This window comes from Burkholderia sp. Ac-20365 (assembly GCF_017104715.1).
GTDB lineage: Bacteria > Pseudomonadota > Gammaproteobacteria > Burkholderiales > Burkholderiaceae > Paraburkholderia.
This window is the reverse complement of record NZ_JAAGPI010000010.1, coordinates 101,543-126,123: the sequence shown is the minus strand read 5'-3', so window position 1 is coordinate 126,123 and position 24,581 is coordinate 101,543. Positions and strand designations below refer to the sequence as shown.

At 58.9% G+C, this 24,581-nt stretch carries 25 protein-coding genes; 14 read left to right on the top strand and 11 right to left on the bottom strand.

Features of this window, described 5'->3' with window-relative positions:
- Positions 1-134: 134 nt before the first annotated feature.
- Positions 135-1,538 (top strand): PLP-dependent aminotransferase family protein, encoded by a 1,404-nt coding sequence (locus tag G3O01_RS19525; protein WP_205806767.1) that lies wholly within the window; start codon positions 135-137, stop codon positions 1,536-1,538.
- Between the two features lie 191 nt (positions 1,539-1,729).
- Positions 1,730-2,575 carry a sugar phosphate isomerase/epimerase family protein gene (locus G3O01_RS19520; RefSeq protein ID WP_205806766.1) on the top strand — a complete coding sequence of 282 codons (846 nt, stop codon included), beginning with the start codon at positions 1,730-1,732 and terminating at the stop codon, positions 2,573-2,575.
- Positions 2,576-2,644: 69 nt separating this feature from the next.
- On the opposite strand, the gene G3O01_RS19515 is transcribed toward G3O01_RS19520, so the two are convergent.
- Positions 2,645-3,055, bottom strand: a complete 411-nt coding sequence (locus G3O01_RS19515) for a cupin domain-containing protein (protein ID WP_205806765.1) — start codon at positions 3,053-3,055, stop codon at positions 2,645-2,647.
- A gap of 121 nt (positions 3,056-3,176) precedes the next feature.
- Here G3O01_RS19515 and G3O01_RS19510 point away from each other — a divergent pair, with 121 nt between their 5' ends.
- Positions 3,177-4,076 (top strand): LysR family transcriptional regulator, encoded by a 900-nt coding sequence (locus G3O01_RS19510; protein ID WP_205806764.1) that lies wholly within the window; start codon positions 3,177-3,179, stop codon positions 4,074-4,076.
- An 8-nt stretch (positions 4,077-4,084) separates the two neighbouring features.
- On the opposite strand, the gene G3O01_RS19505 is transcribed toward G3O01_RS19510, so the two are convergent.
- From G3O01_RS19505 to G3O01_RS19490, 4 genes are read right to left on the bottom strand one after another with little or no spacing between them, the layout of a single operon-like run.
- Positions 4,085-4,606, bottom strand: coding sequence for a hypothetical protein (locus tag G3O01_RS19505; RefSeq protein ID WP_205806910.1), 522 nt, complete (start codon positions 4,604-4,606; stop codon positions 4,085-4,087).
- A 5-nt stretch (positions 4,607-4,611) separates the two neighbouring features.
- The gene (locus tag G3O01_RS19500; RefSeq protein WP_205806763.1) at positions 4,612-5,865 is read right to left on the bottom strand and encodes a patatin-like phospholipase family protein; all 1,254 of its coding nucleotides are present in this window, start codon (positions 5,863-5,865) and stop codon (positions 4,612-4,614) included.
- Between the two features lie 9 nt (positions 5,866-5,874).
- Entirely contained in the window at positions 5,875-6,657 is a 783-nt protein-coding gene (locus tag G3O01_RS19495) for a 3-hydroxybutyrate dehydrogenase (RefSeq protein ID WP_205806762.1), read from the bottom strand.
- A gap of 20 nt (positions 6,658-6,677) precedes the next feature.
- Entirely contained in the window at positions 6,678-7,484 is an 807-nt protein-coding gene (locus G3O01_RS19490; protein ID WP_205806761.1) for an acetoacetate decarboxylase, read from the bottom strand.
- 815 nt (positions 7,485-8,299) lie between these two features.
- Here G3O01_RS19490 and G3O01_RS19485 point away from each other — a divergent pair.
- On the top strand, positions 8,300-9,046 hold the full coding sequence (locus G3O01_RS19485; RefSeq protein ID WP_205806760.1) for a response regulator transcription factor: 747 nt from the start codon (positions 8,300-8,302) through the stop codon (positions 9,044-9,046).
- Positions 9,047-9,189: 143 nt separating this feature from the next.
- On the opposite strand, the gene G3O01_RS45355 is transcribed toward G3O01_RS19485, so the two are convergent.
- The gene (locus G3O01_RS45355; protein WP_241024092.1) at positions 9,190-9,720 is read right to left on the bottom strand and encodes a hypothetical protein; all 531 of its coding nucleotides are present in this window, start codon (positions 9,718-9,720) and stop codon (positions 9,190-9,192) included.
- A gap of 94 nt (positions 9,721-9,814) precedes the next feature.
- Between G3O01_RS45355 and G3O01_RS19475 the strand changes: the two genes are divergently transcribed.
- The 5 genes from G3O01_RS19475 to G3O01_RS19455 all read left to right on the top strand — a co-directional run bounded on the left by G3O01_RS19475 (position 9,815) and on the right by G3O01_RS19455 (position 13,710).
- Positions 9,815-11,035: an ATP-binding protein gene (locus tag G3O01_RS19475; protein ID WP_346779206.1), complete on the top strand. Its 1,221-nt coding sequence runs from the start codon at positions 9,815-9,817 to the stop codon at positions 11,033-11,035.
- Positions 11,036-11,166: 131 nt separating this feature from the next.
- Positions 11,167-11,478: a DUF2282 domain-containing protein gene (locus G3O01_RS19470; RefSeq protein WP_205806758.1), complete on the top strand. Its 312-nt coding sequence runs from the start codon at positions 11,167-11,169 to the stop codon at positions 11,476-11,478.
- Between the two features lie 96 nt (positions 11,479-11,574).
- Positions 11,575-12,426 carry a DUF692 domain-containing protein gene (locus tag G3O01_RS19465; RefSeq protein ID WP_205806898.1) on the top strand — a complete coding sequence of 284 codons (852 nt, stop codon included), beginning with the start codon at positions 11,575-11,577 and terminating at the stop codon, positions 12,424-12,426.
- On the top strand, positions 12,416-13,207 hold the full coding sequence (locus tag G3O01_RS19460) for a DNA-binding domain-containing protein (protein ID WP_205806757.1): 792 nt from the start codon (positions 12,416-12,418) through the stop codon (positions 13,205-13,207). The genes G3O01_RS19465 and G3O01_RS19460 overlap by 11 nt, the downstream gene beginning before the upstream one ends.
- Before the next feature lie 2 nt (positions 13,208-13,209).
- Complete coding sequence (locus G3O01_RS19455; RefSeq protein ID WP_205806756.1) at positions 13,210-13,710, top strand: DoxX family protein; 501 nt, start codon at positions 13,210-13,212, stop codon at positions 13,708-13,710.
- A gap of 24 nt (positions 13,711-13,734) precedes the next feature.
- Here the strand turns inward: G3O01_RS19455 and G3O01_RS19450 are convergent, their stop codons facing one another.
- Positions 13,735-14,715, bottom strand: coding sequence for an alpha/beta hydrolase (locus G3O01_RS19450; protein WP_346779205.1), 981 nt, complete (start codon positions 14,713-14,715; stop codon positions 13,735-13,737).
- A gap of 240 nt (positions 14,716-14,955) precedes the next feature.
- On the opposite strand from G3O01_RS19450, the gene G3O01_RS19445 reads away from it, so the two are divergent.
- The 3 genes from G3O01_RS19445 (at position 14,956) to G3O01_RS19435 (ending at position 17,007) form a co-directional block, all read left to right on the top strand.
- Positions 14,956-15,471 carry a helix-turn-helix domain-containing protein gene (locus tag G3O01_RS19445; protein ID WP_205806755.1) on the top strand — a complete coding sequence of 172 codons (516 nt, stop codon included), beginning with the start codon at positions 14,956-14,958 and terminating at the stop codon, positions 15,469-15,471.
- A gap of 102 nt (positions 15,472-15,573) precedes the next feature.
- Positions 15,574-16,164: a TetR/AcrR family transcriptional regulator gene (locus G3O01_RS19440; RefSeq protein ID WP_205806754.1), complete on the top strand. Its 591-nt coding sequence runs from the start codon at positions 15,574-15,576 to the stop codon at positions 16,162-16,164.
- Between the two features lie 114 nt (positions 16,165-16,278).
- Complete coding sequence (locus tag G3O01_RS19435; protein ID WP_205806753.1) at positions 16,279-17,007, top strand: cysteine hydrolase; 729 nt, start codon at positions 16,279-16,281, stop codon at positions 17,005-17,007.
- A gap of 87 nt (positions 17,008-17,094) precedes the next feature.
- Here G3O01_RS19435 and G3O01_RS19430 read toward each other — a convergent pair whose 3' ends face one another.
- From G3O01_RS19430 to G3O01_RS19415, 4 genes are all read right to left on the bottom strand, one after another.
- Positions 17,095-18,048, bottom strand: coding sequence for a transporter (locus tag G3O01_RS19430; protein ID WP_205806752.1), 954 nt, complete (start codon positions 18,046-18,048; stop codon positions 17,095-17,097).
- A 121-nt stretch (positions 18,049-18,169) separates the two neighbouring features.
- Positions 18,170-19,759, bottom strand: a complete 1,590-nt coding sequence (locus G3O01_RS19425; RefSeq protein WP_205806751.1) for a hypothetical protein — start codon at positions 19,757-19,759, stop codon at positions 18,170-18,172.
- 140 nt (positions 19,760-19,899) lie between these two features.
- On the bottom strand, positions 19,900-20,505 hold the full coding sequence (locus tag G3O01_RS19420) for a carbonic anhydrase (protein WP_205806750.1): 606 nt from the start codon (positions 20,503-20,505) through the stop codon (positions 19,900-19,902).
- 60 nt (positions 20,506-20,565) lie between these two features.
- Complete coding sequence (locus tag G3O01_RS19415; protein ID WP_205806749.1) at positions 20,566-21,816, bottom strand: IS701 family transposase; 1,251 nt, start codon at positions 21,814-21,816, stop codon at positions 20,566-20,568.
- 354 nt (positions 21,817-22,170) lie between these two features.
- Between G3O01_RS19415 and irlR the strand changes: the two genes are divergently transcribed.
- Together irlR and G3O01_RS19405 are read left to right on the top strand one after the other, a co-directional pair.
- Entirely contained in the window at positions 22,171-22,854 is a 684-nt protein-coding gene (irlR, locus tag G3O01_RS19410) for a heavy metal response regulator transcription factor IrlR (protein WP_205806748.1), read from the top strand.
- A 201-nt stretch (positions 22,855-23,055) separates the two neighbouring features.
- Positions 23,056-24,453 (top strand): heavy metal sensor histidine kinase, encoded by a 1,398-nt coding sequence (locus G3O01_RS19405; RefSeq protein WP_241024090.1) that lies wholly within the window; start codon positions 23,056-23,058, stop codon positions 24,451-24,453.
- Positions 24,454-24,581 lie beyond the last annotated feature (128 nt).

Below are 24,581 nucleotides of genomic sequence, written 5' to 3'. Positions count from 1 at the left end.
GTGAATCAGCGACGAACTGGTTTGAAATTTAGACAAACACCCTGCACAGATACATGTACACTTGGTCGCACGGTCGGATCGCTGTATAGGCGTCGCGGCCTGCACACCATCACGTCATTTCTTCGCGCACGCTCATGAAACCCGTTCTTACGCTCGATGCCAGTTCAGAGATTTCGCTCACCATGCAGATCGTGGCCGGCGTCGTTCAGGAAGTGGAAGCGAAGCGCTGGCGAGCGGGCTCGCGCGTGCCGAGCATTCGCGCCTTTGCCAGCGCGCACGACGTGTCGACCTTCACCGTGGTGGAGGCGTACGACCGGCTGGTCGCGCAAGGTGTGCTGGTCGCGCGGCGCGGCTCGGGCTTCTATGTGTCGGACAGGCGAACGGGCGCGCCGCAGAGAGCCGCCGAGAAGCTCGACGAAAAGGTCACGAACGGCTGGCTGGTTCGCAACTTTCTGGGCGCGAATGAAGGCGCGATCAACGCGGGCGCAGGATGGCTGCCTGAAACGTGGCTCGACAGCGAGGGCGTAGCGCGCTCACTGCGGCAACTGGCCTTGCATCCGGAACACCTGCTGGGCTACGGGCAGGCAAGCGGCTACGACCGGTTGCGCGAGCAGATCGCGCGGCAACTGGGCGAATACGAAATCGAAACGGATGTCGCCGGCGTGATGACCACGCTAGGCGCGAATCAGGCGCTTGATCTGGTGATCCGGCAATTCACGCAGCCGGGCGACGTCGTGATGGTCGATGAGCCTTGTTACAGCGATCTGCTGGTTGCGCTGCGCATGCGCGATGTCGACACCATCGGCATACCCATGACGCCCACCGGACCGGACGTCGCCGCGATGGAAGCAGCCTTCGAAACGCATCGTCCGCGGCTCTACTTCACGAACAGCCGCCTGCACAATCCGACGGGCGCCAGCTACAGTTCGGCGGCCGCGTACAAGGTGTTGAAGGTGGCTGAACGCTACGATTGCCTGATCGTCGAGGACGACGTTTCCGCCGATCTGGTGCAAGGCTCGCATTTCACGCTGGCGTCGATGGACCAGCTCAGGCATGTCATCTACGTGGGCAGCTTTTCGAAAACGATCGGCGCGGGATTGCGGGTCGGCTTTGTCGTCGCGGATCACGACATTATCGAAGGACTGCTTTATCAGAAACTCGTGTCGGGCATGTCGACGCCGACCGTCACCGAGCGGCTCGTCAGCACGATCCTGGCCGAAGGGCATTACCGCAAGCAGACGGAACAACTGAGAGACAAGCTCGCGGCCGCGCAGGAAAAGACCTGTCGCAGGCTGGAGGCGGTCGGCTTCGATATTTTCTGCGAGCCGCGTTCAGGCATGTTCGTGTGGGCGAAGCCGACGGGTGCGGAGCGCGATTCCGCACGGCTGGCAGAACTGGCCCTGAAGGAGCGCATATTGCTCGCGCCCGGGCATCTCTTCTTTGCGGGTCGCGCAAAGACGGGGTGGCTGCGGTTCAACGTGGCGCATTGCAATTTCGATCGTCTTTTCAGTTTTCTCGAAGACAACATCGGGCGCTGAGCCGCGTTGTGCGGCGCGCAGCGGCTGTATCAACTGTGCAGTCCCGCGCACCTGTACAGGTATCGGCGCGTGTACATGGTCGATGCATTGCCTTCGGGCGACGATACGCTGAAGCCCGGTACGCTTGCACGCGCTATCCGGATAAGCCGATCCGAGCCACCTGACGGCCTACCTTATCGAGTCAACGAACCATGAGCCACGACCTGTCGAGATTTGCCATCAATCAGATCACCACGCCCAAATGGACGATGCCCGAGGCGCTGGACGGCTACAAGCGTGCAGGCATCGACGGCATTGCGGTGTGGAGAAATTTTCTTGAAGCGTACGGTGTAGCGAACACTCGCAAGCATCTTCGCGAACTGGAGATGTGGGTGCCGTCGCTGTGCACGAGCGAATGGTTGAACGTGAGCGTTGGCGAAAGCATGTCCTCGGCGATCGACACGAATCGACGCCTGCTCGATGCCGCCGCCGAGATCGGCGCCGCCTGCCTGATGATGGTGGTCGGCGGCATGCCGACCGATAGCAAGGACATTCAGGGGCAACGTGCCCGCGTGCGCGATGCGCTTTTCGCCTTGCTCCCGCACGCGAGAGACGTCGGCGTCAAACTCGGACTGGAGCCCTTGCATCCGATGTATGCGGGAGACCGCAGCGTACTCAACTCGATCAAGGTGGCGAACGATCTGTGCGATGAACTCGGGGAAGGGGCGGGTCTCGTCCCGGATGTGTATCACTGCTGGTGGGATCCCGTCTTCGAGCAGGAACTTCGCCGTGCCGGACCTGAGCGCATCATCACGTTTCACTACTGCGACTGGCTCGTGCCGACGCGCAACCTGCGCGATCGGGGCATGGTCGGCGATGGCGTTATCGATATTCCGCGCATCAAGGGATGGCTCGATGAGATTGGTTATACAGGGCCTTTCGAGCTGGAGATCTTTTCCGAACTGGACTGGTGGGAGCGGCCGCCGGAGGAGACGGTGCGTGTGGCCATCGAACGGTGTGGGCCACATGTCGGCACGGTAGCTTCCACTCACGCCTGAGCAGAATTCGTATTCGGCTGCCATCGCTCACACAGCGAACTGTGCGAGCGATGGCAGCCGCGCTCATCTTCATTGCTGCTCGTTGCGACCGTAGTATTCCTCGTCTGTCACCTTCTCCAGCCAGTTGACATTCTTGCCGTCGAGCGCTTCCTGAATGGCGATATGCGTCATCGCGGTCGTCGATGTCGCGCCGTGCCAATGCTTATGGCCGGGCGGACACCAGATGACGTCGCCGGCGCGAATCTCCACACGCGGCTCGCCATCGCACTGCGTCCAGCCGCATCCGGCCGTTACCAGCAGCGTCTGGCCGAGCGGATGAGTGTGCCAGGCCGTGCGTGCGCCCGGCTCGAACGTGACGCTCGCGCACGAGACACGTGCGGGCGGCGGCGGCGCGTTAAGGGGATCGATGCGGACGGTGCCCGTGAACCATTCTTCGGGGCCTTTGATCGAGGGCTGAGAGCCCGCGCGTTTCAGTTCCATGGTGTTCTCGCAGATCAGGTTGATTAAAAAAGTGTTGCCGATGGACACTAATTTAATGGCTCGCCATTCATGCGACTAGATGGCAATATCGGCATGGTCTTATGCTGTGGAGCATCAATCGATGGAAGACCTGAACGACCTCGTCGCCTTCATGACGGTCGCGCGCGAGCGGAATTTCACGCGTGCGGCCGCGCAACTGGGTGTTTCGCAATCGGCGCTGAGTCGCACGGTGCGGGCGCTCGAAGAGCGAATGGGGTTGCCGTTGCTGGTGCGCACCACGCGCAGCGTGTCGCCGACGCAAGCGGGTGAACGGCTGCTGTCCTCACTGGAACCGCGCTTTCGCGAGATCGAGGCGGAGCTGCAATCGCTGCGCGCGATGACGGATCGGCCCGGCGGAACCGTTCGCATCACGACCACGGACTACGCAGCCAACACGTATGTCTGGCCGCGGGTGCAGGCGTTGCTTCGCCAGTACCCGGAGTTGAAGATCGAACTCGTGAATGACTACGGGCTGTCGGACATCGTCGCCGATCGCTACGACATAGGCGTGCGGCTCGGCGATCAGGTGGCCAAAGACATGATCGCGGTACGCATCGCGGCGGACATGACGATGGCGATCGTGGGGTCGCCCGACTATCTGCAAACCCGGCCCGTAGCGAAGACGCCGCAGGACCTGACGCTGCACAATTGCATCAACCTGCGGCTGCCGACGCGCGATGCGCTGCTTCCATGGGAATTGAGCAAGGGTCGGCGCGAATTGCAGGTCTGGGTGGAAGGGCAGTTGACCTTCAACAACGTGTATCAGATGGTCGAGGCGGCGCTTGCTGGCTTTGGTCTCGCGTATGTGCCGAAAGACCTCGTCGAGCCTTATGTCGAGGCGGGACGCCTCGCGTGGGTACTCGAAGACTGGTTTCCGACCTTCAGCGGGCATCACGTTTACTACCCGAGCAGGCGGAAATCGTCGCGGGCAGTCGAGCTTGTGGTGACTGCGCTGAAATCGGGGTATCGGCGGCGAGGTTGAATGGGAGTTCAGGCCAGTTCTATCAGCACAGGCCCCAACAGCGCGAGCAATACCGATCCCAACGCATACGTGACCGCAAACGGTACGGTGGCAACCGGACTCTCCGACTTATCCAGCACTTGCCCGAATGCGGGACTCGCGCCGCGTGAGCCTGCCATCGCGCCTGCCAGCAGAGCGGCGTTGCGATAGCTGTGAACGTAGCGGGCAAACAGCATCGACAGGATCATCGGGAACAGCGTGATGAAGATCCCGAGCAACAGGAGCGTGACGCCGCTCTCTTTCAGGGTCAACAGCGCCTGCACGCCCGAATCCAGCCCGACTGCCGCAACGAATGCGGACAGGCCGAAGTCCTTGAACGCCTGCGACGCGGCGGGCGGCATGGCGCCGTACATGGGATGATTGACGCTGAAAAAGTCGAGCGCCGTGAGAAAGGCACCGACGAACAGCACAGCCAGCGCCGCGCGCGAAAGCGCAACCGGATGGGCGTCATGCTCTGCCTGACCGATCGAGGTTATCGCGGCGCCACTCACGCTGCTTACTGGTGGCACGGCAGTGCCCGCAGATGCGATTGCCCGTGCGGCGGTTGAGACATTGCCCGACAGCTCGTCTCCACCCGATGCACATCGTGCGTGACGAAGCCATGCTCCCGGCTCGGAATATCGAACCAGTCGCGATGCGCAAGTGAGTTGCGACAATCTTCGAGTCCCGTCTGCCAATGCTCGCGCATCGTATCGACACTAAACTCGTAGTCCTTCGAGTTAGCTTCGTACGGCTTGTTACGGTAGATCAGATGCACGACGTTGATCGAACTGCCGTCCGCAGCCGCTTCGGCGATGCGGAAGATCGGGTCGGTCTTCGCGACGCTCTCTGGCACATGCTTGAGCACTTCCTTCAGAAGCCGTGCCTGTTTCTGCCGGTCGGCGAGCAGGTCAGTAATTGCGCGTGTCCGGCTCGAATACTGGATGTCCTTGGTGCGCTCCGAAATGTCGAGGAAATCAACAGGTGTCTTGCCGCGCGCACTCCATAGATCGACCTGAAAAATCAGCGAACTCTTGTGCTCGACCTCGGCGAGAATTTCCGTGAGCGGCGTATTCGATACGAGGCCGCCGTCCCAGTAGTACTCGCCGTCGATTTCGATAGCAGGAAAGCCCGGTGGCAATGCGCCCGACGCCATGAAATGCTCAGGCACGAGACGGATCTTCGTATTGTCGAAATAGACGAGGTTTCCAGTTCGCACATTCACCGCACCCACGGACACGCGAATCGGGCCGTCGTTGATACGATCGAAGTCGGCGTATTTCAGCAGGGTCGCCTTGAGCGCCGTGGTGTCGTAGTAGCTGACGCGGGCGGGATCGAGTCTGTCGAGTCCCGCAAGCGGCAACGGGAAACGCGGCACGAAGAAGCCCGGTTGGCCTTCCGCCAGCGCGCGTCCCGCGGCCCAGTTGCTGGCCCATTTGCGCGCCAGTTCATTCATGCCCGCATACGGCAACGTCCATGCGCCGACATTCGCGACCCAGTCGCGCGGCCGGCAGATCGCATTCCAGAAGCCGTGCAGCGCTTTCACGCGGTTCTCCGGTGCATTGCCCGCGATGATCGCCGTATTCCGCGCGCCGATCGACACGCCCGCGATCCAGTTCGGCTCGACGCGCGCCTCGGCGAGGCTTTCGACGACGCCGGCCTGGTACGAGCCCAGCGCGCCACCGCCTTGCAGAACGAGTGCGATCTCGTCGTAGCGCGGCAAGGTGAACTCACCGGACAGCCCGCTGATTTCTTTCAGGTCGTTACGCATGGGGCACCCTTATTTCATTTCCCAGCCGTGGCTGACGATGATCGATTGACCCGTTAGCGCCGACGATTCGAATCCCGCGAGAAAGGCCACCGTATTCGCGACGTCTTCGACCGTGGTGAATTCACCGTCGACGGTTTCCTTGAGCATCACGTTCTTCACGACGTCCTGCCCGGAGATGCCGAGTTCCTTCGCCTGTTCGGGAATCTGCTTTTCCACGAGCGGCGTTCGCACGAAGCCCGGACACACGACATTGGCGCGCACGCCGCGCGGGCCGCCTTCCTTGGCGACCACACGGGCGAGACCGAGCAAGCCGTGCTTGGCTGTGACATAGGCCGACTTCAGTTTCGAGGCCTGATGCGAATGCACCGAGCCCATATAGATGATCGAGCCGCCGCGGCCGCTGTCGTACATGTGCCGGATCGCGGCCCGCGTGGTCAGGAATGCGCCGTCCAGATGAATCGCGAGCATCTTCTTCCAGTCGGAGTAGGCATAGCTCTCGATCGGCGCAACGATCTGGATGCCGGCGTTCGACACCAGCACGTCGATCTGGCCAAGCTGCCGCACAGTCCATTCGATGCCGCTTTCGACGGCGTCTTCACTCGTCACGTCCATGGCGAGCGCGAAGGCCTTGCCACCACTCTGCGTGATGCTTGCGGCCACCTTTTGCGCAGCCGCGAGGTTTAGATCAGCGATGACGACGGTAGCGCCGAGGCTCGCGAGCCGGCGGGCACACTGTTCGCCAATTCCACTGGCGGCGCCCGTGACGAGCGCGACTTTGTTCTGCAATGACATAGCGATTTCCTGTGAGCAGATCAGACAGCGTGAAGGGCGGATTCGCGTGTGCTATTCACGTTCGACGCGACGGTTCGAGCCGGCGCGAGATAGTCGAAGGCCACTTCACCGATATCGAGCGTGAGGTCCGCAATGACGTGGCGCGCGCCGACGACACGCTTCACTGGCAGATCGGCGACCGGCGCGAGCGCGTGAGCGTGCAGCTCGAGCGCGGCGGGGCCGCTCCATGCGCCATACACGGTGACGTCGCGCAGAAAGAAGCGCACGAGTTCACAGATGCGCGCACTGCCGTCGACGTGGGGAATCACCTTCAGCAGATAGTTGGGCGTATCGGCGAGCTTCGCGCGTTCCGCATCGAGATCGAGCGCGTGGTGCTTGTAGCCCATCGTGCCCGTTGCCACGCGTTGCGTGCCGTAATCGAGCGTGCCGAGCAGCGTGTCGTTGCCGTCGACGCTGAGCGTCGGGTGCGCGAGCTTCTTTGGAAAGCCCCAGATTTCGCGTCCACCGGCAATGGGACCTTCGTCGTCGAGATACATCGAGTGCGTGTAATTCGCGAGGCGCCCTTGCATGTCGCGCACGGAGATCACCTGGCCGCTTTCGGTGTAGTCGCCGAAGCCCGACGAATCCGGCATGCGGATAAATTCGTAGTGGACGAGCGCGTTCTCCGGCTTCAGCGGCTCCGGCACGATCGCGCGCAGCGCGTCCATATCGGTTTCGTACGAGATGATGAAATACTCGCGGTTGCGGAACCGGAACGGCGGACGAGGGTAAGCCGGATTGTGAACAGGCATCGCAAAGGCGGATTGGCGAATCGTGTTGATGTCCATGTCATCTCTTCATATCTGAGGGAAGGGAACCGCTCGCGTTACGTACGAGAGGTGTCGTTGCAGATATGTTGAGCCGGCATAGTTAGCAAGGAATTAAGAGGCAGCGCTTATTCGGTGTGCGTGTAATGGCGTAAAAAAGATCGCGCTAACCAGCGCATCAGAACGCACGCGGATTGACCCTGCGATCGATCGGCAAAATGACTCCCTATCGACGAGCCGACGTGAATTTGTCGCCATGCGACAGGCTCTTCTGAACGTTCGTTATAATCTGCGCCAGCCATTGGCAACAGAAATGCGCGTGTCGAGCGCGTTCGTTGCGACGCATGAAATTGTGCTCAAATCATCGAAAAACATGCGCAATTCGAGCAAGACGAGCCGAAATACCTGCTCCTACAATGCCGTCCAACTAGCGACTGGTACGCAAGTGGATCTATAGAGGTCTGCTACTCTGCTGAACCTGTCGTTACCGCGCAGGACGGACTCAACCTGTTTGGTCCATTCAATGTCATGCGCGCGGTTGCCTTCCTGCGCTCAGATGGCGATCTTCCAGATGCTTCGGGCGCAACTCGCACCTTTCGGGCATTGGGCATTCGTATGAAATCGCAACGCTTTTCATCCTCCGTTATTGGCACTCTTCGACTCACCGTCTGAGATGCCTGGATTCTGACTGCTTCGAAACAGCTTTCGGTTTTCTTATCGAATAACCGAAGGTACTTATTTTCTTTATGGTTGAATGATTCGGCATCCGAAACAGAATGCCGATGCATAACGCAGTTTCATTTTCGACGTACGTTTTCAACAGGCGAAGAAATATCATGCGTGTATTGCTGATTGGAGATGATCCACATTTCGATGAAGGCCTTTTTCAAGGTCTCACAGACGCGGGATACGCAGTCGATTGGGTGCGCGACCCGGTAGCCGCGAGTACCGCTATCGACGCCACGTGGTACGAGGCCGTCGTCATGGATCTCGGTTTCTCATATTGCGTTGGCCTCGATCTGATTGACGCATCGAGGCAAGCGGGGAACAGCGTGCCTATCGTTTCGTTGACGTCCAGCAACGACCCGGAAATATGCGCGCACATCCTTGATGCCGGTGCAGATGATTGCATCGTCAAGCCCTTTGACGTGCGTGAAGTACTGGCCCGCATACGGGCGGTACTGCGCCGTCGTGCGGGTTATGCAGCTGCGCGGCTCGGCGACGAACAGATGAGCCTCGATCTCGACAGCCGTACGTTATGGCGTCACGGCGTTGCGCTGGATCTTTCGGCGCGTGAGTTCACGTTGATGTATGCGCTGCTCGAAAGGCCTGGAATGATTCTGTCGCGCGCGCAACTCGAAGAGCGCATCTATGGCGGCGACAAGGAAATGGAGAGCAATGCACTCGACGTCCTGATCCACGCGATGCGCAAGCGCGTCGGGCGTTCCGTGATTGGCAACGTGCGTGGCGTCGGCTGGACGCTGACAATTGCCGATACCTCTATGCGCGAGCGGCACGATTCCCAGCCGGTTCGCGCGCGTCAGTCACACACGGCGAGGGCGGGCGCCGCACTGCCGGCTTGAGTCGGCCGGATTGTGTCCGCTGATCGCCTCAGCTGATCCAGTTTTCTCTTGCGACGCAGCACGGCGCTGCCGGCAGCGATTTGCTGTCGGCGCACCTGCGCGAGTAGACGTCCCTGAAACGAACGTCCCCGCAACAGACGTTCTCAGTGCAAGGAACTGAATCTCCGCTTGCTCAGCGGATGCTCGTCAGCGGCTCCCAGCCGTTGACCGGCAGGGCGGACGTGAAAGCCCGCGGCGATGACGAAGAGGACTCCGGCGATAGGCCAGATGTAGATGACAGCGGCAAAACCAAGCCAGAACGCATACTGGGGAGGGTAGGCGTGGAGCGCCCACAAAAACAACGCAACTGGCAACAACAGCAGGGACAGAGCTGACCGGTTGAGAAAAACGCCGACCACCGCTTTCTTGTGTGTTTCAGTTTGCATGCCTGGCTCCATTAGGAATGGCACTGCGACATAGCGTCGCACAGCAGGCATCGCGAGAATACTTGGTGAAATCCCTGATGTATGCAAATCCTTCAGGATTCCCGTTGTTTGCGATGCAGCAAAAAACGCCCCGAATTCACGCGCAATGGTGAGTTGCTCACGCCAGATGAACTGGAAAGAATCGCTAAGCTTTCTTTGTTGACCGCACTTTAAAATCTCTTCGTTGTTCTTCTCTGGCGTAACAAACATACGCTGGACCCCAATTCCCTATGTAGTTGACTCGTGCCGGATAAATCGACAGTTGAGTAATCCATTCGATACGCTATTTGGGCGACTCGCTTTAATGTCAGTCGGCCTGATGATCCTCGTCCATCTCATTGCGCTCGTGATGGTGGATCGGGACCGTATGGATCTTGACGCGCAACATCTGTCTCGGGTTGTGATGGCAACCGAAAAGGTGCGCAACCTGAACCCGGCACTGTCATTCGATGTGGCAGAGACGCTGGGCGTGAACTACGTCGCCGCTAACGACGCCGCCGCATTGGCGGGCTGTCCGGCCAGATGTCAGGAAACGCATGGCCCTATCGAGGCAAGACTGAAAGCGCAACTGCCTGCAGGCAGTCGCGTCGGTCTCGCGGATGGCAGCACGGTCTGGGTTCAGATCGACCGGTCACCGTTTCTGATCGTCATTCCGGAAGGCATTCCGTCCGTCCAGCGGTTCGCGAAGGTTCTGATCGTGACGTTTGCGTCCGTGCTCGTCATCGCCATTTTCTTTGCGTGGCACATTCAGGTGCCCATCCGGGACCTGACGCGTGCAGCGCGCAAATATCGTCGCGGGCGACCATCCGGGAAGGTCCACGTGCGTGGCCCGCAGGAAATAAGAGAACTGATTGGCGATTTCAATGACATGGTCAGCGCATTGTCCGAAGCGGATCGCCAGCGGGCAGTGATGCTCGCGGGTATCGCGCACGATCTGCGATCGCCTGTCACGCGCATTCAGGTACGAGCCGATCTGCTGGCCGATCAGAAAGATCGCGCCGGCTTTCTACGCGACACCGAATCGATGTCGCACATCATCAAACAGTTTATTGCGTTTGCAGGCAAGGGCACGGACAGACCGGAAGAGGTTAGCGTCGAGCAGCACTGCCGGCAAAACTATACGGACGAACCAGCAGGCAGCGACGCGCAGGCGCTCGTGAAGCTCGATTTGAGGGCGGGGCCATCGTTCAGGCTGCCAGCCGTCGATATCGACCGGATCATGTCGAATCTGATCGAAAACGCAATGAGCTATGGCGAACCGCCCGTCGAAGTATCGACGTCGCTATATGCGGGGAGTTTTCGACTCGTCGTACGTGACCACGGCGCAGGTGTGCCGGATACCGAACTGGAAAATGTCATCCAGCCGTTCGTGCGCCTCGACGCCGCGCGCGGCGCGAGTTCGCACAGCGGGTTGGGACTCGCGATCGTCAACAGGCTGGTCCGAAAAAATGGCGGGATGTTCACAGTGTCAAATGCGGCCGACGGCGGCTTCGTGGCAATCGCCTCATTCCCCGATGATCGTTGAGATGCCGTAAACGACTCGCGCTGTTGCCGTCCGCAAAATATTTTCTCCCGCCTGTAACCGCCATCTCTGCGAAGACGAATTGACTGATGTACTCGCCTGAGTACCGCTAATCAATCATTCGGAGAGAATCCATGGCTTCCAGGAATGTTGTGAATGTTGCTCTGCTTGCCGGCGCAGTGGCAGGTCTTCTGTCGTCTGTGGCGAATGCCGCGCCGTTGACGCAGGGCGAAGTCCAGGCGGCGACGGCTGCCCACAAGGAGAAGTGCTACGGCGTCGCCCTGAAGGGGCAAAACGACTGTGCCGCTGGTCCGGGCACGACATGCCAGGGGACATCGCAAACCGACTTCCAGGGCAACTCGTGGAAGTTCGTTCAGGGCGGAACGTGTACCAGCATTAGCGTTCCGGGCGGCGGCCACGGCTCGTTGTCACCCATGAAGTCGTAAGCAGACGCATTGGGACGGGAGGCTGTCATGGCAATGACATGCGATGCAACGGTCACGGATCGCGAGGCACGCCTTCGCGTCCCGGCGTCGAACCAGATGGCGCGTGTGGGCGCGAGTTTCAAGCATGAGCACCTCGCGGACATTCTTGCCGATCGTGCAACGGGCGCGTTCTTCGAGGTTCATGCGGAAAACTACATGGGCGACGGTGGTCCGCCGCATCGCGCGCTGCAGGCGATCCGGCGCGACTATCCGCTATCAGTGCATGGTGTTTGCATGTCGATTGGCGCAGAGCAGGCGATCGCTCTCGATCATCTGGCGCGCTTTCGACGTGTTATCGAACGCTATGAGCCTGTGCTGGTGTCGGAGCATCTGGCGTGGTCGACGCACGGTAACGCGTTCTACAACGATCTGCTACCGCTGCCTTATACGAAGTCGACACTCGCGCGTGTTTGCGACCATGTGAGTCAGGTGCAGGATGCGATTGGACGCACGATCCTGCTTGAAAATCCATCGACGTATCTGACTTTCCATTCATCGACATACGCCGAAACCGACTTCCTGTGTGAGGTTGCAAAACAGACCGGATGCGGCTTGCTGCTCGATCTGAACAACGTATTCGTATCGGCAGTCAATCACGGCTATACGCCCGGCTCGTACCTGAACGATTTTCCGCTTTGGGCGGTCGGTGAAATCCATCTCGCGGGCCATAGCAGACAGGTCGATGAAGCGGGCGAGCCCTTGCTGATCGATAGCCACGATCGTGCGGTGAGCGACGAAGTCTGGGCCTTATACGAACAGACGCTGCATCGACTGGGCGCGGTGCCCACGCTGATCGAATGGGATAGCAACCTGCCGTCCTGGCCGGGCCTATGGTCTCAGGTCATTGCTGCGCGAGAACGGCTCGAGCGAGTGATGTACGTTGCCGATGGAGTGGCGTATGCAGACTGATACGACCGCATCGGACAGCCGGCATGAATATGCAGCGACGTTCGCAGCGGGACTGCTGAATCCCGGCGCTTGCGTGCCGGATGACGCAGGCACGGCGTACGGGAACGGTGTACAGGCCCGGTACAACGTTTATCGAAACAATGTGACGGTCAGCCTTATCGATGCGCTTGCGTCGATTTATCCGGCGGTTCAGCGCATTACGGGTGTCGATTTCTTCCGCGCGATGGCGCGCTTTCACATCAGAAAGACGCCGCCTGTGTCGCCATTGTTATTCGAATACGGGCGCGATTTTCCGTCGTTCATCGAGCAATACGAATACGCGCAATCGATCCCGTGGTTAGCTGATGTTGCGCGCATCGAACGCGCCTGGCTCGACGCGTATCACGCCGCGGACATGCCCGCGATGCCGGCCGAAGTATTCGCAGGTGTCGCTGAATCGGCGCTGGGCGCGATGCGTTTTGTTGTGCATCCCGCGACACGCATCGTGCGTTCTGCTTTTCCCGCGGTAACGATCTTCGCGATGAATCGCGATGGTGGAACTGCTGAGCCCATACATTCGAACGATGCGGAAGACGCACTCATCACGCGCCCCGGGCAGGAAGTCATTGTTTCGCGTCTGCCCGCTGGCGGCGCGGTGTTTTTATCGAGCCTCGCAGCCGGCGAGTGCCTTGCAGATGCCGTAGCAATGGCATTCGATGCGGCCGCCAGTTTCGATCTGCAAGCCAACCTTGCCGGAATGATCCCGGCGGGCGCTTTTACAGCAACTCAATCTGGAGATTGACGATGATATCTGACCGACAGGAAGCGGGCGGCGTCGTGCATCCGCTTGTCAACTTCATCGGAAAGGCAAGCCGGGCGATCCAGTCGCTCGCGCATCCCACGCTGACGCAATTCGTGCTCAGGCTGGCGCTTGCGGTGCCGTTCTGGAAGTCCGGGATGCTCAAATGGCATGGCCTTTTCCAGTTGAACGACACCGCAATCGATCTCTTCACGGAAGAGTTCAAATTGCATCTTCCAGGTGGACCTTATCCGTTTCCGCACCCCGAACTGTTTGCATTCGTCTCGGGTTGCGGCGAGGTGATGTTCCCGGTGCTGCTCGTGCTGGGGCTTGGTACCCGCTTCGCGGCACTGGGTCTTCTGCTGATGACGATCGTCATCGAATTGACGGTGCCGGACGGCTGGCCCATCCATCTGACCTGGGCGGCGATGGCACTCGCGATAGCCGCGTGGGGGCCAGGACGTGTGTCTATCGACGCACTCTGCGAGCGACTGGTGCGCCGTTGACGCTAGCGGGCGTGTTCGTCTTCGTTATGACGACGCGCCCGGCAAACGCGCGAGAAAGCTCCGCATGATCGCCGCGATCTCATTGGGTTTTTCGTCGAGTGCAAAGTGACCCGCGTCGAGCACATGCACTTCCGCATCCGGCAGATCACGCTGATACGCCGCGACTTCTGCAACCTGGAACGATGGATCGTATTTACCCCACACGATCAGCGTGGCGGGTTGATGCTTCTTGAGCCATGCCTGCCAGACGGGATAACTCGCGACATTCGTCTGGTAGGAATAGAACAGGTCCGATTGAATATCGGCCTGGGCGGGGCGGCTCAGGAAAGCGAACTCATCGGTCCATAAATCGGGGTTGATCGTCTCTGGATGCGGGTTCGATCCGACATGCCGCTGCCGGGTCGATGCGAGCGACAGGAAGTTCTCGCGCAGCGCGGCCTCGTGCGCGCTCCGATCTTTCCAGAACGCACGGCGCGTCGCCCAAAGCGGGCCAAGACCATCTTCATGCGAGACGGCGTTCTGGATGATCAGCGCGTCGATCCGCTCGGGATGCTGAACGGCGAGCCGCATGCCGATAGGACCGCCATAGTCCTGCACATACAGAACGTAATGCTTCAGTCCGATCGTTTCGATAAAGTGCCCGGTGACTTCGGTCAGATGATCGAACGTGTAAGAGAAGTCTTTTGCATCGGGGGCGTCACTATGACCGAAACCCGGATAGTCGAGCGCGACCAGATGATACTTGTCCGCCAGCCTCGACAGCAGCGGATCGTACATGCGCGACGACGACGGAAAGCCATGCAGCAGCAGAATAGTCGGCGCATCGGACTTGCCGGCTTCGCGATAGAAAATGGATAACCCATCTACCTTTACCGTTCGATAGTAAACGGGGATATCCGACGCACCAGAGGGATTCGCAACGGAGTCCGCTCGCGCGGGGGACGACGACGTCATCATCATGGTGACGCCGAAAACCAGTGAAGCAAGCACGCGCAGTTTGAACACGGAAGACTCCTTGAAGCGTTGCCCGGACCGCAAATAGTCTACGAGGGCACATGAAGACGCGCAGCGCAACGCCTGTGCCGTCGAAGTTCGAGTATTGTAGTGTAACCTGATAAAACTAATTATAACGGTTACACTTTTTTCCTCTCGCTGATGCCGTTCGGGAAGGAAAGCAGGATCGATGTTGTTACGCGATAAGCCCGGTAAGATGCATCACCAAACCTGCTGTGCTATAAAAAAATCATGTACCGAAAACGCTTTGACGGAATGAACTGTTCGATCGCTCGTGCCCTCGATGAGGTCGGCGAGTGGTGGACCTTGCTGATCGTGCGGGAATGCACGCAGGGCACGACACGTTTCGACGAATTTCAAAGCGAACTTGGCATCGCGCGGAACGTTCTTACTGCGCGTCTCGAGCGCCTCATTGAACTGGATATCCTGGAGCGCTATCCACTCGCAGAGCGCGCGAACACTTACGGGTACCGGCTAACCGGGAAAGGCACGGACTTATATCCGGTGATTGTCGCGCTGATGCAATGGGGCGACCGGTGGCTCGCGCCCAATGGCAAGCCGCCTGTCGAACTGGTCGAGCATGCAAGCGGAAAACCGGTTCAACCGTTAGCCGTGCAGGGAAAGAATGGCCGCAAGCTGACTTTCCGTGACGTGCGCTTTGCGCCCGGTCCGGGCGCGACAAAAACCACGCACGCGGTGATCGACAATCGCAACCGGCGCGTGCTGGGCGATGGTGACGAAGACTGATCCGCGTGACACCTTGGCTGCGTCGAATCGGTTGTCACCGCATTGACAATAAATAGATGACCGGTTATCTTGTTACGCATCCAGCCATCGGAGATCACAAAGTTGCCGCGTCCTCCCAATCCTGAAGTCCGTTCGCGCCTGTTGTCGGTGGGGCGCGATGTGGTCCACGACCGTGGTTTCAACGGCTGCGGCGTGCAGGACATCACGTCGGCGGCGGGCGTGCCGAAGGGCTCGTTCTACAACTACTTCGACAGCAAGGAGATGTTCGCCGCTGAGATTCTCGAGGATTACTGGCAGTCCATCGAAGACCGTCACGGGCCGCTCCTGTATGACGCGCGGGTCAGGCCGCTTGTGCGCATCGCCCAGTTTTTCCGGGCGCTGACCGACGATCACAGCAAGAACGATTTCGCGCTGGGTTGCCTGATCGGCAATCTGTCGCTTGAACTGTCCAATGGCAGCGAAGAGGCACGCGCCAGGCTGCTGGCGATAATCGCGCGCTGGCAGGCGTGTATCGCCGCGTGCCTGCGCGAGGCGCAACAGCGTAGCGAACTGGAGCGCGAGCACGACGCGGATGCGCTCGCAGCGGTCCTTATCGAAGCCTATGAAGGCGCCGTGATGCGCGGCAAGATCGAACAGAGCGGCGACGCATATGAGCGTTTCGAGAAGTTCGTTTTGCCGCGGCTGATGCGCTGAATTTTTTTTGTGCTTTTAATAAGACGACCGGTCAACTATTCATTGAAGGCTGCTGTTGTTGTCGCGGCGGCGGTCTCCGTGTTCCGACGTTGTGATTTTCAAATGGAGAGGTTTATGAGTAACGGCAACCCGGCAGGACAAGAGAACGCAAATCCATACGACGATCCGGTCGATCCCGCATTGCCGCCGACGGGCTTCAAACTGGACCGTTCGAGAGCGGCGCTCGTGGTGGTCGATCCGCAGAACGACTTTTTGAGTCCGTCAGGCGCAGCATGGTCCGTGTTCGGCGCGAGCATTACGGAAAACAATACGGTCGCGAACGTCGAGCGACTCTTCGCGACGGCGAAGCGGGCGGACATTCCCGTCGCCGTCTCTCCGCACTATTACTACCCTTGCGACCATGAGTGGCACTTCGGTGGCCCGCTTGAAAAGGTGATGCACAACATTTGCATGTTCGATCGCAAAGGGCCGAACACGCTGGAGAACTTCGAAGGCTCGGGTGCGGATTTTCTTGAAGCGTACAAGCCGTACATTCTCGACGGCAAGACGATCATTGCATCACCGCATAAGGTGTATGGACCGGAAACGAATGACCTCGCCTTGCAGCTTCGAAAGAAAGGCGTGTCGCAGATTATCCTCGCTGGCATGGCGGCAAATCTCTGCATCGAATCGCATTTGCGCGAACTGATCGAGCAGGGGTTCGAGGTGGCGGTCGTGCGCGATGCCACGGCGGGTCCCCGGCTGCCCGACGGCGACGGCTATCTGGCGGCGATCATCAACTATCGCTATCTCGCACATGCGCTGTTGACCACTGAGCAGACGGTTCAACTACTCGTAGGCTGATGCGTGGCTGCATGGTCGCTACGAAGAGCGGAGCTCGTGCAAGCTTCGCTCTCTGATGCCGCACTCAGCAAACCATTGCTTCGACCGCTATTCGAAGGACGCACTCAACGATAATTGCACGGCATTTCCAGCTGGTCTTGCATGCGTGGCAAATTCATTGACCCACCGAAGATTCGCAGATACAGGCGTTTTTCCAAGCTTGCCGGTCCAGCCCACCATCGGTCCCATCCCGACGGAATAGCCCTTTGCTCCATCGAGTGCATCAGCAGTGGGTCCCGTGTCATTGCCGAGTTGCTGAATCCACCCGCCGACCAGACCCACATTCCATCCATTTCCGAAGCGCTTGAGTGCCAGTACGTCCAGTACGCTCACTGGGGCATTGTGGTAGTGGGTATCGTTGTTCGTCGTATAGAACTCGATACCGTAGTTGACGGTCAATTCGATATCGTGCTTCGGAAACAGCTTTGTATAGGCAATATTCGGCGTAAAGGTCCAGGTGTTCTGGCCAGCGTTGGCGAGACGACCGGGATTGTAGGCGCCGGTCGGCGCATAGATTTGCAGACTCAGTGCAGCGTGATCAGTTGGCGAGAGGTGATACCCCGCAATCACGGGCACGAAGAACAGATCGGCGAACTGTGTGCCGTGATCGGGGCGCAGCAGACCATTGAATGACGACGCATTCGAGTATTGAACAGGTACGCCAATGGACGATGCAAAGTTCCATCCTGCCAGCGAGACACCCCACGTCTTCACCAGATTGGCGATCGTGTAGACAACCTGGTAGTTCAAGCCGCCCGTTATGTGGTTACCCGTGGATACGGTCTTGTTAGCGCTGAGCGATCCTTCGTAATAGATTGTCGCCCACGATACGATCCATTCGTCGGTCGACGGAACGATACCGCCGTATGGTGTGATCTGCTGTCCCGTGATAGGTCGGCCAACACCCGTTTCAGTAGCCGACGACGTTTGGGGTACGCCGGCCACACAGCAGGTCGCCAGCAGGCTACGGGTCATATGTCGAAACAGGCGACGCATTAGCATGATGTTGTTGTCTTATCGTTCTGTGCACTTTTTCCACGCGTGCTCTAAAGCCGCACGATGGCATGGGCCGATCCGTGGACACCTCCACGGATTCGACCCATCAAACTAGCGAGATACGTCGTCAGGTTTTTGCCGGATCTTTCAGATGCACGCGTGTCGGGCCGCCCACGCTATTGAAGATCAGGTCGCCATTCGGCGCGTACTGGATGATTGCGTAGGCGCCATTGCCGAGATTGTCCTTGCCAAACACGACGCGCTGCACGGTCTTGCCCGTGTTCCAGTCAAGCCCTGTCAATTCCCAGCCGACGTCCTTGTAATAGCCATTCACAAAGACGATGCCCGACGCCGAACTGACGCTCGGCACCATGCTGATCGAGATCACGTCGCCTCGCTTCCAGACGGAATGCCAGCGATGCATCTTCGGATCCCACTCGAAACGTTCGATGCCGCGACCAGGCTGGTTGACGGGGCCAAGCGCCAGTACATCGACGAGCTTGTCCTTTTCGCCCGACTTCGAAATGTTATTGACGACGAACGCGCCGTAGCCATTCACGACCACCGATTGCTCGCTCTGAACGAACTCCGGCAGTGGCGCCAATCCGGCTGTCACGGCGATTTGCCCCGCTATGCGGTCCGACTTCGCGCCCGCCGGTGCTTTCCAGCCCGCGGGGATGTCGTCGCGCCAGAAGGCGACCAGATGCATGTGATTTGCCCCGTCGGTCATCACGACGAGCTTGTCCTGATTCGCGCCAAAACCCATCAGCGTCGGCGTGGAGCCTGTGCCGTCGCCGAGCTTGATGGTGGGCGGCTGGTCGCCGGTATCGTATGGCGACGCCCATGCGCCGTCGGCTGGATCATCGGAGAGTCTCGTACCCGTCCAGACCAGCCTGTGCATGCGCCGGTTCGAGGCAATGTAGATTCCGTTACGATCGTCGATTGCGAATGAATTGGTGACGATCTCATCCGGTGCGAGATGAATGGTCTGCGGCTTGCCTTCGAGAGACCGGTCGAACACGCTCACAGTGAAATTGGATGCGACAACGAGTTTTCCGTCGTAGGTCATGCCTGTGCCCACGAGGTGCGCGTCGGGACCGATGACCGGGCGCATATCGACGCTCTTGATGACCTCGATGCCGGCCGACGGGTTCTTTCTGTCGACGAGGCCGAACTTGATCAGAATGCCATCCGCGGTGTTGTAGTACACGTCGTTATCTTTATCGACGACGGAATACACGCCGTTCACCACGCGCGTCCAGTCCAGGCCATAGACATCAGTAACGGCTTTCTGCACCTGCGCTGCACTGGTGAAGTTCTGATCGAGAACTTTGGCATGCAACGCTGCAGGGATCACCTTCTGACCCGGTGCCGGCAGTCGGGCCACTTCCTTGAAACCGCCATTCGATACATCGATATACGTTACGCCCTCGCTCGACACGCCCCACATGTAGGACGGAGAGGTCGACGCGAGCGTCATGATGTTGACCGGACCCGCAACGATTCGCTGTTCTTTCCTGAGGTCGATCTTGAATGTGCCACGCGGAACCGCATACGGGAAAGCGTCGCTTTGAGAGGAATCGAAATGGGTAATCGCGAACTTTTCCGCGGCGAGATAAGGATTGGTTCTGGGTGTACCGGGAATGTCTTGCGCGAGGAGTGCGAATGCCGGAGTGAGTGTTGCAATGCCAGCCAGCAGGCGGAAACGTTTCGACATGAATTGTCCTTTGTCACGATATTGCGAGCGTCTATCTAACTGCCAGGTCGTATCTGTTCCAGACGATCGGGAAAGAACGCATCAGATGGTGATGGAAAGTACTGTGGGCGGCATTGACGAATCTTGTGTAACCGGCTTTTTCACGCGACCGCGTGAAGCTGGCGCTCGCCTGCAGCAAGCACCTTGATGCGCCCGTCATGTAGACCGAAGATCCAGCCGTGCACGGAGGGGCGATGAGGCGCGTCGCGAACAATCGACGTTGCGCGAATCGCCTTGACCTGCGCGACGACATTGAGTTCGGCGAGCCGGTTGGCCTGTTCGTCGCTGGTCCGGTACCGGCTCAATTCCCTGATATGAACACTGGCGAGTGCGCATATCGGCGAGATGCGCCGCACGACGTGCGGCAAACCCGGCGGCGCGTGCAAGGCGGCCTTGACTCCGCCGCAACCGTAGTGACCGCAGACAATGATGTCCTCCACTTTGAGAAACTTGATCGCGTACTCGAGGACGCTCATGGAGTTGTCGTCGGTAGTCGAAAAGAGATTGGCGATATTGCGGTAGACGAACAGATCTCCCGGCGAGCGTTTGGTAATGATCTCCGCGGGCACACGGCTGTCCGAACAGCCAATCCACAAGACTTTCGGGTTCTGTCCGCGTTTGAGACCATCGAACAACGCGGGGTTGGTCAGAGTCGATTCAACCGCCCATGTATTGTTTCCGAGCAGCATGTGTTGCGTCTGTTTCATAGGATGGTCCGTTGGATGGCGTATTCGTCAAAGGATCTTCACTGTTCATCCGCGATGGACTCATGCGCCAGCTTCCGGGCAGATCGAAAAGCGCCGGGAGGCTATTGCACGCTCATTCGCGAGCCGCTCCGCGAGATGAAAACCGTATGAGGCGGTGCATAGCGTGGCGTGATGATGAAAGCCTCTCCAGCCACGGCCGGAATACTGGTCAAGTCCAAAATCCTGTCTGAGCTCTTCATGGTCGCGATCTGTGCGCCACTGGTGATGAGCCGCTGCGACGAGTTCGGGGAGGGGCGTATCTTCCGGTAGCGTGGAAAGCCAGTATCGAGTCGGTTCTGGCTCGCCTTGCGGCCACTGCAATAACAGCCATTGCGCAGGCTGTCGTCGCGTCCAGCATGCCTGACTGCCCGCGTGACGCACGCGCGCGACGGCGAACCGGCTGCTTCGCAGATTGCCCATGCCTTCACGCCAGCTGATTGTCTGCAACGCGTGCGCCGGCAATTCCAGTGCTAATGCCCGTACGCCGACGGCGTTGTGTTCGGCCGTACGCCACGTTCGCGAGGAAAGAGAATCCGCAGTCCTGTGTCCCGTTGAAGACTGCGATGCGGCTTCATCGCGCCAGACGGATGCTTGCGACGTGATGCCAAGCACATAGGGCAGTCCCAGGTCGACCAATCCTTGCCTGAATGCGTGGTCCATGCCATAGCTTGCGTCGGCGAGCACGGGATGGCGGGCTGTCGTCAGTGGAAGCAGCCGCTCGATCTGTTGAAGCGCGAGTTGGGGCCGCGTCGCAAACTGCACATCTGTTGGCACGCCGGCTCTCACGCGCCGGATGGGGTCGTCGGTCCAGGTTCGCGGCAGATACAGTCGCCAGCTGATAGGCAGGCTGGCCGTTTCGCAGGCTAGCGACACACTCACGGCAACCTGGCACTTGAAGTGCTTGTCCAGTGGCCCATGCGTTTGTCTTGCGACACCGACGGGCTGATTGCCGCGCTTCGGAAATGAACTGCAACCGATGATCCACCAGCCGCGACGCTGCAAGCCCGTCATTTGCGGCACCACCCACCGCGCAATCAGGTTCAGCAACGCTTCGTCGGACCATGGGGCTATCGCCACGAAATGATGGAGTGCCTGGCGCATTGCCGTTGCGCGCGCCGGTTGCAGATTCTCCGCAATCGCACTGGTGCTTTTCCGCTCCAATGGCTGCATCAGTCCTTTGCAATAATCGCGTAGACCTGCAACATGATGTTTGTGGCGAAGTGCTTGAGACAGGTGTTCAAGGTATTCGTCAAAACGTTGAGATGTTCTCATTGCATTGAAGTCGATTTATTTCGTCCGCGTTCTTTACCAGTCAGTGCGATTGACCTTTACTTGACCTGGTGGATTCACCGCGCAGGCAACTGTCGATATTCGACGCTTCAAGCATCGCATTCGGGCGCTGCGTGTCGGTGAGATGAACATGACAAACGCGTCATGTTTGACGTGGCGTAAGGTATGCGAAACGAGTCGACATCATCTGGCGAGTACCCGTGACTTCAGCCGCAAGTATTAGCGGGACACGCTCTTCCAGATCGCGTGTTGCTTTGATATCGTGTGCGCCTGCCGATCGCCTTGCCGGCCGATGCGCCAGCGGTGGCGTACATGGTTCAAACGAGGTAACGGACGATGCGTATTCTGATTGTCGAAGACGAGCGCAAGACGGGCTTGTATCTGCGGAAAGGTTTGACGGAAGCAGGGTTCGTCGCGGACTGGGTGGAAGACGGGATATCCGGCCAGCATCAGGCGGAGGCAGAACACTACGATCTGCTCGTCGTCGATGTCATGTTGCCGGGTCAGGACGGCTGGACGTTGTTGCAGAATCTCAGGCGCAGCAAATCGACGCCGGTACTCTTTCTCACCGCGAGAGACGATGTAGGAGATCGAATCCGCGGTCTTGAACTCGGCGCTGACGACTATCTTTCCAAACCCTTTGACTTTGTCGAATTGATTGCACGTGTGAAGTCGATTCTTCGTCGCACGCGGTCGCAGGATCTCAATACGCTTCGCGTGTCGGACCTTGAACTCGACCTCACCCGTCGTAAGGCGACGAGGCAGGGAAAAGTCATTCTTTTGACGGCGAAAGAGTTTGCGCTGTTATGGCTCTTGATGAGGCGCGAAGGCGAAATCCTTCCGCGCGCGATCATCGCGTCGCAGGTATGGGACATGAACTTCAGCAGTGACACCAATGTCGTGGATTCCGCCATTCGTCGCCTGCGCGCGAAACTCGACGATGCGTTTGAACCCAAGCTGATCCATACCGTTCGTGGTATGGGCTATGTTCTGGAAATGCGCGGCGACGTGGCGGATTGAGCAACGCACTGAGCCGCGAGTTGACCCGCGGATTGACCCGCTATCACGCTGCACTCGCATTCTTTGCGATTACTCAAATTTGCCCCTTTTGCTGGCGTGCTTAACAGAGGGGCTGCTGCGGGCACAGTGCTATTCTCTCGTCTCTCATCCAGTCGGTCTCGTCACGACGTCCAATCGAGGTAAAGCGTACGGCAGTTCATCATGCTTCGTTTTTTCCCCGGCACGCTACGCATGCGGATCACGGCGCTGATCGTGCTTTCTGCATCGGCTGCATTCGCAATCAGCGGATTCGTGATGTATGAAGCGATGATGAGCCATGTCGAACGCAATGCGGCCAGGGAGATGGGCGAAACCCTGTCGATTGTCGACGCGCATCTCTCCGGGGTGAAATCAACGGCAGAAATCAGCCGCGATGCGCGTGCGTGGAACGAGTTCCTGCATGGGCGCGAGCACGTAGCGTTCGCGATCTTCGACACGTCGGGAAAGCGTTTGCTGGCCACGCCGGGCTTTCTCGACTATGCGCCCATTCACGACGTGCAGAAGGCACGCGAGCCTGTGAATCTCTTCAACCCGTCCGCGGCGTTGCAATATCGTGTAGCGGTCGTGCCGATCGATGGGCATGGCGGGAAAAGTGTTCGCGTTGCCGTGCAGTACGACAGCAGTGACGAACGCGCATTGGTGAGATCGAACGCGGAGATCATATTTCTCACGCAGACAGGCGGTGTCGTGGTCGCGGCAATCGCGGCTTACGGCATGACGATGTTAGGGCTGAGCCCGTTGCGCGGTCTTGTCGCGCGCGCCGAGCAGATGTCGAGCGGCGGGCTCGGCCAGCCTCTGCCGAAGCTCGCGAGTTCCGGGGAATTGATGGAGTTGGGTCTGGCGTTCAACGGCATGCTGGTACGTCTCGACGACTCGTTCACGCGCCTGAGTGAGTTCTCTTCGAATCTCGCCCACGATTTGCGCGCACCGCTCACGAATCTGAGGGTGGCGGCTCAGGTCGCGCTTGTGAAGTCACGCGCCGCGCGCGAGTACAGGGAAGTGATCGAGTCGAGCATAGACGAATACGAGCGTCTTTCCCGGATGATCGACGACACACTCTTTCTCGCGCGTGCGGAACGTGCTGACCTGTCGTTGTCGATTAGCGAGTTCGACGCAGCATCGCAGGCGCGCAGCGTGGTCGGCTTTTACGAGTCGCTGGTAAGAGAGGCGGATCTTTCGATCGTCATCCGCGGACGGGGTCTTGTTCGCGCCGATCTGCTGTTGTATCAACGCGCGCTGAGCAACCTGCTCGCCAACGCGATTGCCCATTCGCCGCGTGGCTCAACGATCGTAATCGAATGCGTGGAGGAACCCGGCGCGGTCGTGGTGTCGTTGTCGGATCATGGTAAGGGGATTGCAGAGGCGCACGTGAAGCGGATTTTCGAACGCTTTTATCGAGGCGAGCCGGTTCGGAAGAATGATATGTCTTATCGTGCCGGACTTGGACTCGCCATCGTCAAATCGATCATGGATCTGCATAAAGGAACGTGCGGAGTGCAGAGTTCGCCTGGTGTCGGTTCAACGTTCTGGTTACGTTTCGCGTCGCGCGACGATACCTGATCATTCAGGGAAAGAACTTGTGACAATATCGAACCACGCATGAATCGCGCAAGCACGCTTTTCGCAAGAGACGCTCAACAGAGGTAGCATCGGGAGGAGGCCACCAACTTCATTGAAAACAGTGCTTT